This is a genomic window from Nocardia sp. NPDC051750 (assembly GCF_044453135.1).
Lineage (GTDB): Bacteria > Actinomycetota > Actinomycetes > Mycobacteriales > Mycobacteriaceae > Nocardia.
Window position 1 is genome coordinate 970444 of record NZ_JBITCK010000002.1, and the last position, 13263, is coordinate 983706.

The 13263-nt window shown below is 67.4% G+C and carries 17 protein-coding genes; 5 read left to right on the plus strand and 12 right to left on the minus strand.

Annotated features, from left to right (window positions below):
* Nucleotides 1-10: 10 nt before the first annotated feature.
* A complete protein-coding gene (locus tag ACIA75_RS11885; protein ID WP_397102773.1) occupies nt 11-316 on the minus strand; it encodes a hypothetical protein in 306 nt (101 codons plus the stop codon).
* Between the two features lie 107 nt (nt 317-423).
* Here ACIA75_RS11885 and ACIA75_RS11890 point away from each other — a divergent pair, with 107 nt between their 5' ends.
* On the plus strand, nt 424-1824 hold the full coding sequence (locus ACIA75_RS11890; RefSeq protein WP_397102775.1) for a helix-turn-helix domain-containing protein: 1401 nt from the start codon (nt 424-426) through the stop codon (nt 1822-1824).
* A 15-nt stretch (nt 1825-1839) separates the two neighbouring features.
* Complete coding sequence (locus ACIA75_RS11895) at nt 1840-2148, plus strand: 4a-hydroxytetrahydrobiopterin dehydratase (protein WP_397102777.1); 309 nt, start codon at nt 1840-1842, stop codon at nt 2146-2148.
* A gap of 174 nt (nt 2149-2322) precedes the next feature.
* Here the strand turns inward: ACIA75_RS11895 and ACIA75_RS11900 are convergent, their stop codons facing one another.
* Entirely contained in the window at nt 2323-2691 is a 369-nt protein-coding gene (locus ACIA75_RS11900) for a hypothetical protein (protein WP_397102779.1), read from the minus strand.
* Nucleotides 2692-2767: 76 nt separating this feature from the next.
* Here ACIA75_RS11900 and ACIA75_RS11905 point away from each other — a divergent pair, with 76 nt between their 5' ends.
* Nucleotides 2768-2914, plus strand: a complete 147-nt coding sequence (locus tag ACIA75_RS11905; RefSeq protein WP_397102781.1) for a hypothetical protein — start codon at nt 2768-2770, stop codon at nt 2912-2914.
* An 86-nt stretch (nt 2915-3000) separates the two neighbouring features.
* Here ACIA75_RS11905 and ACIA75_RS11910 read toward each other — a convergent pair whose 3' ends face one another.
* The 4 genes from ACIA75_RS11910 to catA all read right to left on the minus strand — a co-directional run bounded on the left by ACIA75_RS11910 (nt 3001) and on the right by catA (nt 6136).
* Nucleotides 3001-3492: an SRPBCC family protein gene (locus tag ACIA75_RS11910; protein ID WP_397102783.1), complete on the minus strand. Its 492-nt coding sequence runs from the start codon at nt 3490-3492 to the stop codon at nt 3001-3003.
* Between the two features lie 341 nt (nt 3493-3833).
* A complete protein-coding gene (gene catC, locus ACIA75_RS11915; protein WP_397102785.1) occupies nt 3834-4124 on the minus strand; it encodes a muconolactone Delta-isomerase in 291 nt (96 codons plus the stop codon).
* Between the two features lie 11 nt (nt 4125-4135).
* Entirely contained in the window at nt 4136-5257 is a 1122-nt protein-coding gene (locus tag ACIA75_RS11920; RefSeq protein WP_397102787.1) for a muconate/chloromuconate family cycloisomerase, read from the minus strand.
* Nucleotides 5258-5287: 30 nt separating this feature from the next.
* Nucleotides 5288-6136: a catechol 1,2-dioxygenase gene (catA, locus tag ACIA75_RS11925; RefSeq protein WP_397102789.1), complete on the minus strand. Its 849-nt coding sequence runs from the start codon at nt 6134-6136 to the stop codon at nt 5288-5290.
* A 126-nt stretch (nt 6137-6262) separates the two neighbouring features.
* Between catA and ACIA75_RS11930 the strand changes: the two genes are divergently transcribed.
* Complete coding sequence (locus tag ACIA75_RS11930; RefSeq protein ID WP_357979764.1) at nt 6263-7033, plus strand: IclR family transcriptional regulator C-terminal domain-containing protein; 771 nt, start codon at nt 6263-6265, stop codon at nt 7031-7033.
* A 3-nt stretch (nt 7034-7036) separates the two neighbouring features.
* On the opposite strand, the gene ACIA75_RS11935 is transcribed toward ACIA75_RS11930, so the two are convergent.
* The 6 genes from ACIA75_RS11935 to ACIA75_RS11960 form a co-directional block, all read right to left on the minus strand.
* Entirely contained in the window at nt 7037-7657 is a 621-nt protein-coding gene (locus ACIA75_RS11935; protein ID WP_397102792.1) for a response regulator transcription factor, read from the minus strand.
* Between the two features lie 77 nt (nt 7658-7734).
* Nucleotides 7735-8292: a nuclear transport factor 2 family protein gene (locus tag ACIA75_RS11940; protein ID WP_397102794.1), complete on the minus strand. Its 558-nt coding sequence runs from the start codon at nt 8290-8292 to the stop codon at nt 7735-7737.
* Nucleotides 8289-9566, minus strand: coding sequence for an amidase (locus tag ACIA75_RS11945; protein WP_397102796.1), 1278 nt, complete (start codon nt 9564-9566; stop codon nt 8289-8291). Before ACIA75_RS11945 ends, ACIA75_RS11940 begins: the two co-directional genes overlap by 4 nt.
* Nucleotides 9563-9832, minus strand: a complete 270-nt coding sequence (locus ACIA75_RS11950) for a hypothetical protein (protein WP_397102798.1) — start codon at nt 9830-9832, stop codon at nt 9563-9565. The genes ACIA75_RS11945 and ACIA75_RS11950 overlap by 4 nt, the downstream gene beginning before the upstream one ends.
* Nucleotides 9808-10365: a flavin reductase gene (locus ACIA75_RS11955; protein ID WP_397102800.1), complete on the minus strand. Its 558-nt coding sequence runs from the start codon at nt 10363-10365 to the stop codon at nt 9808-9810. The genes ACIA75_RS11950 and ACIA75_RS11955 overlap by 25 nt, the downstream gene beginning before the upstream one ends.
* A gap of 66 nt (nt 10366-10431) precedes the next feature.
* Nucleotides 10432-11925 (minus strand): ATP-binding protein, encoded by a 1494-nt coding sequence (locus ACIA75_RS11960; RefSeq protein ID WP_397102802.1) that lies wholly within the window; start codon nt 11923-11925, stop codon nt 10432-10434.
* 174 nt (nt 11926-12099) lie between these two features.
* On the opposite strand from ACIA75_RS11960, the gene ACIA75_RS11965 reads away from it, so the two are divergent.
* A complete protein-coding gene (locus ACIA75_RS11965) occupies nt 12100-13254 on the plus strand; it encodes an acyl-CoA dehydrogenase family protein (RefSeq protein ID WP_397102804.1) in 1155 nt (384 codons plus the stop codon).
* The last annotated feature ends 9 nt before the right edge of the window (nt 13255-13263 follow it).

Below are 13263 nucleotides of genomic sequence, written 5' to 3' on the forward strand. Positions count from 1 at the left end.
GGTCCGGCGGTCACTGGTTGTCCTCGATGTACTGTGCCGCGAGCCGGAACCGGGGGCAGTTGTGTTTGGTGTGGTCGGCCATCAGGTGGATGGCGTGTGCTCGCCTGCGGATGGGGTCGGTGCTCTTGCAGGCTGCCGGGTGGTCGAGGTGGCGGAGGCCGGCGGCGACGCGCTCGAGGAGGTCGCGGTTGCGGGTGTGCCAGAGTCGGAGGGTGGCCGCCATCGACTGGTTGTGCGTACGCCTGGTGGGGAGTTTCGGTAGTTCCTGACGCAGGTGGTCGTCGACCGCGGCGGTACCGGAAGGGATCGGGTCCACGCAGGCTGGCTCGCGGACGGTGGTTTCGGTTGAAGGAACGGGCAAAACGGTCGGCTCCGGGTTCTGTCGGGGCGAAAGTCGAGCGTGCGCCTCTGCGGACTGCGGTAATGATTGGTTTCAGCATTGCTGTGTTCTTGCGGCAGAAGGACACACCGAACCCGTACGGAGGCCGTACCCTGGCGGTATTGCAGCGGAGGGGAGAACGCCGAAAAATGACGATTATCAGGTGGACTGGGATCGAGGTCGCCGCGCTGCGTACAGCGTTGCGGGACACGCAGGTTCAGTTCGCCGACCGGATCGGTTGTTCGATCGAGTCGGTCGGCAAATGGGAGCGGAGGGGCGCGGACATCACGCTGGGTGCGAAGTACTCCGAGTGCATGGACACCACCCGCAGGAGACTCGACGACGAGCAGCGGGCGCGCTTCGAGACCGCACGGCAGGATCCGGACGCTCCTGTTCGACCCGATCGGGGCTCACAGCCAAATCTGGGCAGCCCCTCAGTTGTGCACGATGTGCAGGAAGCCGAGGTCGATGATGTGAACCGTCGACAGTTCGGGACCGCGCTCCTGGGACTGACGGAACTCGCGGCCAAGCCCTCTGACGCAATGCCGCCAGTAGCGCCTGAACTCGTGGACTACTTCCGGAGCCAACTGGCGGGGCACTACACGGCGGACCGGTTTCTCGGTTCCTTGCAGTTGATACCGACAGCCATTCCGCAGTACGAGTTGCTGTGCAGATTGGCCGGTGGGGCGAGCGGAAGGCTGCGCGGCGATTTTTGGAGCGTTGCGACAGGCTACGCTGCATTTATCGGATGGCTCTATCAGGACGCGGGAGACCTGCGCAGGTCGGCCTACTGGCTCGACCAGATGCTCGAGCGCGCGCATCGCTCACAGGATGTACAGCTCGTGGGCTTCGCGCTTCACAACAAGGCCATGCTCGAGGCGGATAAGAGAGACGGACACGGAGTCCTGGACCTGACCGGTGCGGCGTTGCATCAGCGCACACGCCTATGCCCCAAGGTAGAAATCCTCCTGCTCCAGCAGGCTGCCCACGGCACATCTTTGATCGCTGGTGACAATGCGGCCGACGAGTGTGGCCGACTGTTCGACGAGGCCGCAGCCCTGCTCGACGCTGTCGACGACGAGTACCCGTGGGGCGCCTGCCGGTCGCCCAGGTACATCGACGTGCAGCGGGCCACTGTCTGGACCCGGCTGGGGCGAACGCGCGACGCGATGAAGCTGTGGGAGGAAATCCTTCCCGACATCCCGGCTTCCGAGAGTCGTGATCGGGGAGTCTTCAGCGCACGGCACGCGCAGACCTTGGCCGCCGCAGGGGAGCCTGAACAAGCCGTCGCTACTGTTGCCGCAATTCCGCCGCTGGCGGTCGAGACGGGATCGGCGCGGATGCGCTCGGAACTCTTCATGCTACGGAAGCGCATGGAACCTTGGAGCCACGAGTCGGCGGGCCGTGAGCTTGAAGAACTGCTGTCAGACTTCGCAGAAAAGTAGTCGGGAGGTAGCAACGTGGCACCAAGAGATGAGGTACTTACTGCCGAGCAGGTGAGCGAAAGGCTTGCGGCTCTGGAGGGCTGGCGCGGAGATGCCTCTACCGTCACGAAAGACTTCGAAGTCGACTACGACACTGCAATCGAGATCGTCGCCGAGATCGGCAAGGCGGCGGTCGAGTTGGAGCATCGTCCGGACATCGACATCAGGTGGGATCGGCTGAGAGTCTCTATGACGACGCATACAGCCGGAGATGTGGTGACCGAACTCGACTTCCTGCTCATCGCTCGGATCGAGGAGATTGCCGGACCGTACGGAGTGAGGTAGACCGAAGTTGCGGCGGTCCACGCGCCTACGATGCAGGGACTTCTCAAGAACCCGTTCCTCATGGAGGCCGGAGCTGTTGTCTCCGAGGCCGCCGCCGAGGTCGGAGTACGGCTCGAATAGCGAGCGGTCGGTGCCGATAAGTTGTCGGGATTCGGCCGTCTGGGCCGAGCCGCGTCACTCGGCGCGCATACTCCGTTGGTAGTCGGTTTCGGCGCTCGCCTGCCACAGGATCGGGTGGGCTCCCGGACCGCAGTCCTCGCTCCATTCGACCGTCGATTCGGGGCGCATCCGCTCCCCGGCTCGGTACAGGATGCGCAGGTTGGTGCACAAACCTATGACCCCTGCTGTGGCCGCTCCGACATCGGTGTTCGTGCAATCGATATCGAGCTTGCTGCCCACCGGGACCGCGGTGCAGAACGCGTGTCCGGCCGGTACCGCCTGGGCAGTTCCCGCACCGACGGTGGTCGACACCGCCACGACCGCAAGACCGGAGATCAGCGCGGCCACGACCGGTAGACGGTGGGCTGCTTTATCGACAGACATCGAATTCCCCTCTTCCCCTGTACTGCAAATAAATTCGCATCACAATACGCATACTCGAACAAGGTCCGCACCTTGAATGAATTCGGCGGAACCGGACCGGTTCGGGGAGCAGAGCCGCAACACCGGTCGTCGCGTCGCCGCGCGCCGTAGATTTCCTCTGTTCATCTGGCCACTGCTCGCCGTCGGTGGTCAGGCATTGTGCCTCTGGCAGGCACTGTCCTGAATCACTGCGTTATTCGCCGACCGGGAGCGCGGTGCGGTGGACCGCCGACTGCTCCCGCCCTTCGGGGGACGAGCGCTGATCGTAGATCAGTCGTTCGTTTCGCGGACGTCCTTTCCCTGCTCGGCGAACGCCTTGAAGTCCTGCATGTGCTGCAGCGACTGCTTGCGGAAGGCGCCGGGCATCAGGAGCCCCACCAGCTTCATCATCAAGCCGTCGAACCGGTACTCGTTCTCGCTCTCCCAGAGCGTCGTTTCCGGACCGGCTTCGGTCAGCCGCTCGCGCGCGGCGCTCCACATACCCCCGCCGACGATCTCGCGGTCGAAGTGAACGACGCTCTCTTTCGGGATTTCACGCAGGTCTGCCGGTTCCCGGCGCATGATGGTCTCGGTCGCCTCCATCTTCTGCTTCCCCGTCTGCAATACGACCCGCGACGTGGTGCCGACCTGCCCGTGCACCCCACTCAGCGGCTCGTGCAGAACCAGACCCCGCAGCCACTTCGGCAGGTGTGCCGGGTCGGCGAGCAGTTGTGCCACTCGCTCCCGCGGCAGGGCGATCTCGATCGAGACGGTGTATTTCATGGCGGAGCGCTCCGTGTTCCCGAGTAAACAGGCTACGTGAGAAGTTTCGCCTCATAGTACGAGGTCACGGCAGGTTCAACGATTCGGCGCCCACTCCGAGGCTGCCGGTGGTCGCCGGTGTGTTCCGGCGGTAGTGCACCACGATCGGCGAGTTCTACGCGCGGCAGTTCGGGTTCCGGTCGTGTACACCAACAAGATCGAGGTGCGGACGAACTGGACTCCCGTGCCGATTCTCCCGGTGGTGCGGCTGCCGTTGCAGTGCGAGGGTGGCTCGGCGATCTACGCGGCCGGCGGCGAAACGGTTGCTCGGCACGCCGATTCCCGGGCGGAGCCTGCCGGGGTCAAGCCGCCGGTTCGAGCGCGGACGGGTGGGTCGTGAGCGGCATGATGTCGATGGTCATGTAGGGGAAGAGGGGGAGGTTCCACAGGATTTCGTGGAGTTCGGCGGGGGAGTCGACGGCGAAGACGCTGATGTTGCTGTATTGGCCGACGATGCGCCAGATGTGGACCCACTTCCCGGCCCGCTGGAGTTCCTGGGAGTATTTCTTCTCGCGGGCGACGATATCGGCGCGGACGGCGTCGTCGAGGTCGCGGGGGATGGCAACGTCCATGCGCACGTGGTAGAGGTGCATTCGTCTCGTTCCTAGTTCCGGGTCCACCGTTTGACGGCGTCCATGTTCAGTTCCACCCCGAGTCCGGGGCCGGTGGGCAGGTGGACCTGCCCGTCGCTGTAGTGCAGCGGTTGCTGGAGCAGGTCCTCGCTGAACAGCAGGGGGCCGAAAAGTTCGGTGCCGAAATCGATTCCGGGTTCGGCGCAGGCGAAATGGATCGAGGCGGCGGTGCCGATCGGGCCCTCGATCGACGTGGCGCCGTGGCAGGCCAGGCCGGCGGCGCGGGCGACGGCCACGACCTCGCGGCTGCGGCGCAGGCCGCCGCATTTGGTGGTCTTGACCGCGATCACGTCGGCGGCGCCGCGGCGGGCGACCTCCAGGGCGTCGTGCGGGGTGTGCACGCTCTCGTCGGCCATCACCGGGATCGGCAGCAGCGTGTTCAGTTCCGCCAGGACCTCGAGTTGTTCACCGGGGGTGGGTTGTTCGATCAGCTGGACACCGCCGTCGGCCAGCCGGGGCAGGTAGCGCAGGGCGGTGAGCCGGTCCCAGCGCGCGTTGACGTCGACCCGGACTCCGGCTTGCCCGGCGAGGGCTTCGGTCACCCGCAGGACGCGCTCGGTGTCGGTGGCGGGGTCGAGGGCGCCCATTTTGAGTTTGAAGCTGAAATGCTTACGGTTCTCGAGTTTGTCCCGGGCCTCGGCGATGATCTCCTCGACCGGCGCCGACCCCAGCGCCCAGGTGACATCCACGCTGGTGCGGAAGGCGCCGCCCAGCAGGGTGTGCACCGGGACGTTCAGGCAGCGGGCCCAGGCGTCGTGCAGCGCGACGTCGACCGCGGCTTTGGCGAAGCGCGCCCCGGCCACCACCCGCTCGATACCGGCCATAACGGCGGTGATCTCGTCGACCCGCCGGCCGAGCAGCACCGGGACCATGTACCGCTCGATCAGGGCTTGCATCGTCTCGACCGATTCACCGCCCCACCACGGGCCGCCGGGCACCACACCCTCGCCGTAGCCGGTGACGCCACCGGCGGTGGTGATCCCGACCAGCAGGAGCGGCTGGGCGTCCATCGAGGTGGTGGCGAACTTGTGCGGGCGCACCAGCGGCACATCCAGGACGGTGGTCTCGATCGAGACGATCGACAGGTCGGACATCGAAACTCTTTCTCGCGGCGGCGGAGTGGGTCAGGCGGGGTCCAGCGCGAAGTTGTAGGTGACGCGGTTGACGCCGTCGTCGCCGGTGACCGGGTCGAGGATCAGCTCGGGTTTGGTGGCCGAGGCGACATCGCTGTCGATCCATTCGCCGCCGCGGAAATAGAGCTGGGTGGTCACCGATTCGCGGCCGGGGGCCGAGACGATGAGGTGCAGATGCGCCGGCCGCCACGGGTGACCGCTCTGCGCGGTGATGAAGGCGCCGGTCGGGCCGTCGGTCGGGATCTGGTAGGGCGCCGGCTGAATGGTGCGGATCGAATACCGGCCCTCGGCGTCGGCGACGATGGTTCCGCGCAGGTTCCATTCCGGCAGGTGCGGGGCGAACTGCGAGTAGTAGCCGTCGGCATCCGCGTGCCACAGTTCGACCTTCGCGCCGCCCAGGCCGGTGCCGTCGAGATCGGTGACCTGCCCGGAGAAGATCAACGGAGTCTGTTCGCGGTCCTGCGCGCGCATCGGCAGCTCGCATTCGGCGGGCAGTTCGGGGGCGTCCGGGACGAAGTAGGGGCCTTCGATAGTGCCCTTGGTGCCCTTACGGCTGCGAGCCAGCACTTCCTCCACCGCGTGCTCGATGAACACATCGAGGAACAGCGGCCACTCGCCGCCTTCGCCCACATCGATCAGCCACTGCTTGAACACGCGGTACTCGGGATAGGTGACGCCGTGCTCGAGGATCACGGTGTGCAGGGCGCTCAGTGCGTCGCGGGCGATGGCCGCCAGGCGCTCCGGGGAGGTGTCGGCGGTGGCCCGTTCGCCTTTGAACTTGTCGGTGGCGGCGGTGCCGGAGCCCAGCGCGGTGGGCGAAACGGATTCGGTGGTGGTCATATCGTGCTCCTCGGAGAGAACCGGGGGAAGAATGAGTACGCTATGCGTACTAGACTGACGCTGTGCGTACCGATTACTGTGCGCGTGGTCACTCGGTTTGTCAAGAAGGGAACGGGATCGGGTCGGATGAGTGAGAACGAGCGCGACTACATCCAGAGCATCGAGCGGGGTTTCGCCGTGCTGACCGCGTTCGACAGCGACCGGCCGAACCCCACCCTGGCCGAGCTCGCGCACGCCACCGGGCTGGCGAAACCGGTGGTCCGCCGCATTCTGCTCACCTTGCAGCGGCTCGGCTACGTGGCCGGCTCGGGCCCGCGCTGGACGCTCACGCCCCGGGTGCTGAGCATCGGGCAGCACTACTCGGCGACCCACACGCTGCTCGAACAGGCGATGCCGCATCTGCTGGCGGTAGCCGACGAGCTGCACGAATCGGCCTCGCTCGGTGTCCTCGACGGCGCCGAGGTGGTGTACGCCGCGCGGGTACCGGTGCGCCGGATCATGAGCATCAATGTCTCGGTCGGCACCCGCGTCCCGGCGTATGCGACCTCCATGGGCCGCGCGCTGCTGGCGTGGGCGCCGCGGGCGACGCTCGACGAGGTGATCGCCGCGACCGAGTTCCGCCCGCTGACCGCCACGACGATCACCGATGCCGGACAACTCGAACGCGAGCTCGCCCTCGTCCGGGAAAAAGGCTATGCACTCACCTCCGAAGAACTGGAGAAAGGACTGATCTCGATCGCCGTTCCGGTGCGGGACCAGTCCGGCGAAGTCGTCGCGGTCATCGCCTGCTCGACCTCCACCGGCCGGACGACAGCCGAGGAATTCGAGCGCACCGCGAGCGCGTGTGTCTCGGCGGCGGCCGGTGAACTCAGCCGCGGCTTGGGCTGGACGCCCTGAGGGTCAGACCGTGACCTGGTAGGCGAGGATGTCGCGGACCAGCGTGCCCAGGCTCTCGGCACCGGTTTTCGCCTTGATCCGCGCCCGGTGCACATCGACGGTTTTCACGCTGGTGCCGAGCCGGCTGGCGATCTGCTGACTGGATCTGCCCTCGATCACCAGGTGCAGCACTTCCCGTTCGCGGGGCGTGAGATCGGCCAGCCGGCGCTCGACGGCCAGGCGTTCGGCGCGCTCCGCGAAGGCCCGGTCCGCGGCCAGCAGCTGTTCCTGCACCACCTCGAGCATGCGCTGCGGCTCGTAGGGTTTCTCCAGGAAATCGACGGCACCGGCACGTAAGGCGCGCACCGACATCGGGATGTCCCCGTGCGCGGAGCAGAAGATGACCGGGGCGGGGTAGTCGCGCCGGTTCAGTTCCTCCTGGAGCTGGAAGCCGCTGAGGCCGGGCATCCGGACATCGACGATGACGACACCGGCCTCGTCCAGATCGGCCTCCTCCAGGAAGGAGGCCGCGGTGGCGTAGGTCAGTGCGTCGATGCCGACGCTCTGCAGCAGGAAGGCCAGCGATTGGCGCAGGTCCTCGTCGTCGTCGACGATATGGACGACGGGGGAGGACGCACCGCTCATGCCCGCCGATTCTACGGCGACGCAGCCGGGCGGGTCGCTCGCGTACGTGTTCGGCGAATACCTCGTGGACACCTCCATCACGGCCTCATCAGGACCGAACCGGCCGGGAAACTGTCCGCGAAGGCGTGCGGCAGCGGGGCGACGAAAACGTTCTCGGTGCGGGTGCGGGTGACCTTCCACGCACCGTCCACCCGGCGGAAGGCATTGTTGAGCCGGCTGGAACGCAGGAGTCCGGTGCCGTCGGAATACAGCCACGGTTGCATATGGATCCACTGGCCGGTGGCCGAATCGCCGTCCACGTGGATCTGTTCGGCGGTGAGATAGTGCGCGTTGAGCACCAGGGCGGGCTCGCGGCCCGCATCCCAGAACCGTTCGAAATGGGCGCGGATGGCGTCGCGCCCGGTGAGCCGGCCGAACTGGTCGTCGTAGTATTCGCCGACGCCCTCCCAGATCGCGTCCTCGGCGTAGAGCTCCATGATGAGGTCGATCCGGTGCGCGTCGTCGGTGACCCCGAACTCGGGGCAGGGGGTATCGCACAGGAACATGTAGCGCGCCTGGAGCCGGCGTACCTCGGCCTCGCCCTCCAGGGTCTCGATCCGGCGGGTCAGCCGGTCGATGGTTTCGCTCTCGGTCACGACGTTCTCCCGTCGACGGTACGAGCCTGGATCCACGAAGCAGTCCGGAGCAGTGTCGCCTCGGAGCGCGGTGGGCCGATGACCTGCACGCCGAGTGGCAGGCCCTGCGGTGTGCGCAGGCCGGGAACGGTGACCACCGGCAATCCGAGTGCCTGCCAGGCGCGGCTGAGTACCGGGTCACCGGTGGCGGTCAGACCGGCCGGGGCGGGGCCGGGGGCGGCGGGTCCGACGACGGCGTCGTAGCCGGCGAACAGGTCCAGCACCTCCTGCCGGGTGCGTTCGACGATCGCGCGGGCCGCGTCGTAGTCCTGCCGGTCGGTGGCGGCACCGGTGCGCAGCAGCTCGGCCAGCGGTGCACTCAGCGCGTCGGCGTGCGCGAGTTCGGTGGCGCGTAGCCGGGCGGCCTCGTAGGCCATCACCACCCGGTGCGCGGCGGTGGTATCGGCGACGGCCTGCTCCGCGGCGAAATCGGTGACGGTGGCGCCGTCCGCGGCCAGCCGTTCCCGCAACACCGCGATCGCCTCGGCCATGACCGGCTGCACCGCGTCCAGCGGGGACGCCGACCAGAAGGCCACCCGCGGCGGACTCGAGGGGGTGGCAGCCGGGTCCGGCTCCCCGCGTAACGCCGCCCAGGCACAGGCCAGGTCGCGGACCTCCGCGGCGTAGAAGCCGTGACTGTCCAGGCTGTGCGCGAGTCCGGTGACACCGGTGGTGGGTAGCAGACCCCGCGTCAGGACCAGGGCCGCGACACCGCAGTAGGCGGCGGGCCGGGTCACCGAGGCCGCGGTCTGCGAACCGAGCGCCAGCGGTACCTGGCCGGCGGCGACCGCGGCCGCCGAACCGCTCGACGAACCACCGGGCGTATGGTCCGGCGCCGCCGGATTCCGGGTGGGACCCGGCGCGAAATAGGCGAATTCGGTGGTGACGGTTTTGCCCGCGGGAAGTGCCCCCGCGGCCCGCCACAGCCCGACGATCGCCGCGTCGTGATCCACCGGTGCGCTGTCCGCGCGCAGCGCCGAACCGCACCGGGTGGGATACCCGGCGACATCGATGATGTCCTTCACGCCGACCGGAATTCCACCCAATGGCCCACTCGGCGTGGGTAATTCGGGCCGTGGGCCGCGGGCCACCCAGGCGGCGAGAGTGTGCTCGGTGGCTGCGATCCGGGCGGCCGAGCGTTCCCATGCCGCCGCGGCATCGGTGCGCCCGGCGGCGAGGTCGTCGACCAGCTCGCGTAAAGACCAAGGGGCATAGAAGGATTCGGAGAATGTCATGATTCCACCCACATCGCATCGGCCGACCAGTAGTCCATACCCGCGGCGCTCACTCCGTGCCGCCACTCGGAGGTGCGGCGCAGGCCGGGTTCGGCGACCGCGGTGATCCGGTCGGCGGCGTCGGGGCCGTCCTCGGTGACCTGCCAGTGCACCCAGTTGAGCTCGCGCCCCTCGGCGTCGTGCAGGAACAGGTCCACATGGCGCCAGCCGTAGCCGTGGGTGTCGTTGTAGCACATCAGCGTCATGCGGTGGTCCGCGTCGTCCATCCGGTGTTCTCCTGCTCGGGGTGCGCGCCACGGTCGTTGCCGATGCTGTGGAAGCGCCGCTGGAAATAGACGAGCGCGCCGGTGTTTTCCCGGACATCGACGCGCTGCACACTCACCAGGAAGATCGAATGCGACCCCTGGGTGTGATCGCTGATGATCCGGCCCACCACTCGCGCCGCCGCGGTACGCAGCATCGGAATGTCTTCGGTGTCGTGGTCCCAGATCGGCCACTCGAACCGTTCGGCCATGGGAACTCCGGTGGCACCGGCGAAATGCCCGGCCAGCTCCTCGTCGGACGAACTCAGGATGTTCACACAGAGCCGCTGGTTGCGCCGGAAGATCGCGTGGGCGTAACTGGTCTGGTTGACGCAGACGAGCATCGTCGGCGGTGCGTCGGTTACCGAGCACACAGCGCTGACCGTGATACCTGCGCGACCACGCGGTCCGTTGGTGGTGACGACGTTGACTGCGGCCGAAAGATTCGACATCGCAGCCCGGAAGTCACGCTGCTCGGCGGTCAATTGCTTGGTCATATCCTCGACGCTACGAGTGATCTGCGCCTCGAGGTATCGAGATTTTCTCCGGGTGCGCTGAAGGTTTTACTTATCCGGCGCGGGCGCCGGCAGGGCGAAACCGAATACCGAACCGCCGCCGTCCGCGGGCCGGCACCAGATGCTGCCGTGCTGGCGGGTGATGATCCGATAGCTCAACGCCAGCCCGATTCCGCTGCCGTGTGCTTTCGAGGTGAACGAATCGAGGAACGGATCCCGGGGCACCCCGCGGCCGTGATCACGGACGGTGAAGCATCCGCTGTCGTCACGGAGGGCGGTGGTGAGCACGATGCGCCGGGTCTCGGGCGGGCACTGGCCCATCTCGTCGATGGCGTTGAAGCACAGATTGACGATGACCTGCCCGGTGAGCACCCGCTCGCAGCGGATCTCGACCGGATCGCCGGAGAGTTCCAGGTCGACCTGTACTCCGGCGTCCGCTGCCCGCAATCGCACGAAATACAGGCATTCGGTGACTATGTCGTTCAGATCCGCGACCTGTTCGACCTGCTCCAGATGGCCGACGAAAGCGCGCAGGGTGGACACGATGGTCGCGGCCCGGTCGATCTGTTTACGGGCCGCGTCCAAGCCGAAGGTGACGCGATGATCGAGGACCTCGCCGGCGGGCAGATGCGAGCGGATCCCCGCGACGTAGTTGCCGGCGGCGGCCAGCGGCTGGCCCAGCTCGTGGGCGATGGCCATCGCCATATCGCCCATGGCATTGTAGCGGGCCAGATAGTTCTCCCGCTGCAGTTCCAGGCCGCGTTTCTCCTCGTCGCGGATCCGGTCGGAGACGTCGTGTACCAGCATGAGGTAGGCGGGTACGCCGGCTTCGTCCAGCCGTTCCAGGCTGCCGTCGAGCCAAGAGGTGGACCCGTCCGGCCGCCCGATCTCGAGCCGCACCGAGGTGACCGGGTCGGCGTTCGCGGCCACCGCCGCCCAGTCGGTGCGCCGGTTGTCGCGGTGCAGGTGGGCGTAGCGGGTGAGCCGCGGCCCTTCGGGCAGTTCGACGGCCGGGTCCAGCCCCAGGCGAGTGAGGGCGGTATCGGTGGCGAAGCGGATCTCACCGGCCTCGTCGAGGACGAACGCCAGGGTGGATGTGTGCCGGGCCAATGCGTCCACATAGGTGGTGGTCAGCCGCAGGGCGCGCTCGGTGCGCTGTTCGCGTTCGATATCGCGGAACTGCACCATCACCGCAGGGCCCTGGGCGAGTTCGACCCGGGTGGCCACCGCGTCGGTCGGAATGATCCGCCCCGATTTGGACCGGTAATGCCATTCGATCCGGCTGCTGCCGTGCTCGACGGCGTCCTGGAGCCAGGCGCGGCCGATCACGCGGTCGTACTGCTGGGCGGAACTGCTCATATCGTGGGCCTTCAACGGCCGGAGCTCGGCGAGATCGAAACCGAGCATCGCGCACGCCGCTGGGTTCGCCCACAGGATGTTCTTGGTCGCGGCGTCGTGCACCAGGACGCATACCTCGGTGGCGTTCATCATCGTGACGAAATCCGAGACGACCAGTTCGGGAGCGCGCGGATCGACGGACATCGCGCCAGCGTAGCTTTTCCGACCTGCCCGTTCGCGATCGTCCGGGGCAGCTGAAGGTTTCCCCTACGGGGGTGGTGGTTCACACCGGTTCGGGCGCGGGCATTACCGATGTTCGTGTGACCGCGCTCTCCCTACCGTCGAAGTACAGCCCATCGACGACAGGAGCAGGGGATCGTGACCACCTCGCAAGCCACGGTCGGATCCGCGACCGGCGCGGCGAATCTCGACGACGTCCTCGCCGAGCTCGCCGTGCGGCGGCAGGAGTTCGGCGAGCAGAAATACGTGCCGCGGGATTTCGTCGCGCGGCTCAAGGAAACCGGCGTCTACCGTGCCGCGACCCCGCGCCGCTTCGGCGGTGAACCATTGCCGCCGGCCGAGTTCCTGCGCATCGTCGAACGCATCTCCGTGGTGGACGGTTCCACCGGCTGGGTGGCCAGCTTCGGCTCGGCGCTGGTCTACCTCGCCGCGCTACCGCTGGACACCCAGGCCGCGCTGTACGCCGACGGTCCCGATGTGGTGTTCGCCGGCGGGTTGTTCCCGATCCAGCCGGCGCCCGAGGCCGACGGCGGCTTCCGGATCGACGGACGGTGGAAATTCGCCAGCGGATGTATGGGCGCCGATGTTCTCGGCGTCGGCATACCCGGTGACGCGAGCACCGAGGGTAAGCCCCGCACCGCGGTGCTGCGTCCCGAGCAGGTGGAGATCGTCCAGGACTGGGACGTGGTCGGTATGCGTGGCACCGGCTCGTTCGATCTGGTGGTGCGGGATGTGGTGGTACCGCGGGAGTGGACCTTCATCCGCGGCGGCGAACCGACCGTGGACGAACCGCTGTACCGGTACCCGGCCATCGCCTACGCCGCCCAGGTGCTGGCGGTGGTCGGCGCCGGGGTGGCCCGGGCCGCCCTCGACCATGCCGTCGAGATCGGTGCGGGCCGGTCGGGTATCACCGGCGCGCCCAAGCTGGCCGATCGCGCCTACTACCGGACCGCGGTCGCGCAGGCCGAAGCCGATCTGCGCTCGGCCCGCGCCTATTTCTACGAGGTCACCGAGGAGGTGTGGGAGACGGTGCTGCGTGGTGATCCCGCGACCGCCGAGCAGAACGCCCACCTGCGGCTCGCGGCGACCCATATCGCCGCCACCGCTGCCTCGGTGGTGAACCGGCTCGTGGAGATCTCCGGTACTGCCGCCATCTTCCACGGCCACCCGTTACAACAGTGGGCCGGCGATGCGCTGGTACCGCAGCAGCACGCCTTCCTCGGACCGGGCCTGGTCGACGCCGCCGGCGCCGTCCTGATGGGACAGCCCCCCAACGTGCCCGGATTCCGCTGAACAACAACC

Bases quoted from the DNA above. Each gene is read 5' to 3' on its own strand.
- ACIA75_RS11890 (WP_397102775.1), top strand. From the start codon at position 424: ATGATTGGTTTCAGCATTGCTGTGTTCTTGCGGCAGAAGGACACACCG.
- ACIA75_RS11900 (WP_397102779.1), bottom strand. From the start codon at position 2,691: ATGTCTGTCGATAAAGCAGCCCACCGTCTACCGGTCGTGGCCGCGCTG.
- ACIA75_RS11905 (WP_397102781.1), top strand. From the start codon at position 2,768: ATGAATTCGGCGGAACCGGACCGGTTCGGGGAGCAGAGCCGCAACACC.
- ACIA75_RS11910 (WP_397102783.1), bottom strand. From the start codon at position 3,492: ATGAAATACACCGTCTCGATCGAGATCGCCCTGCCGCGGGAGCGAGTG.
- catC (WP_397102785.1), bottom strand. From the start codon at position 4,124: ATGCACCTCTACCACGTGCGCATGGACGTTGCCATCCCCCGCGACCTC.
- ACIA75_RS11920 (WP_397102787.1), bottom strand. From the start codon at position 5,257: ATGTCCGACCTGTCGATCGTCTCGATCGAGACCACCGTCCTGGATGTG.
- catA (WP_397102789.1), bottom strand. From the start codon at position 6,136: ATGACCACCACCGAATCCGTTTCGCCCACCGCGCTGGGCTCCGGCACC.
- ACIA75_RS11930 (WP_357979764.1), top strand. From the start codon at position 6,263: ATGAGTGAGAACGAGCGCGACTACATCCAGAGCATCGAGCGGGGTTTC.
- ACIA75_RS11935 (WP_397102792.1), bottom strand. From the start codon at position 7,657: ATGAGCGGTGCGTCCTCCCCCGTCGTCCATATCGTCGACGACGACGAG.
- ACIA75_RS11945 (WP_397102796.1), bottom strand. From the start codon at position 9,566: ATGACATTCTCCGAATCCTTCTATGCCCCTTGGTCTTTACGCGAGCTG.
- ACIA75_RS11950 (WP_397102798.1), bottom strand. From the start codon at position 9,832: ATGGACGACGCGGACCACCGCATGACGCTGATGTGCTACAACGACACC.
- ACIA75_RS11955 (WP_397102800.1), bottom strand. From the start codon at position 10,365: ATGACCAAGCAATTGACCGCCGAGCAGCGTGACTTCCGGGCTGCGATG.
- ACIA75_RS11960 (WP_397102802.1), bottom strand. From the start codon at position 11,925: ATGTCCGTCGATCCGCGCGCTCCCGAACTGGTCGTCTCGGATTTCGTC.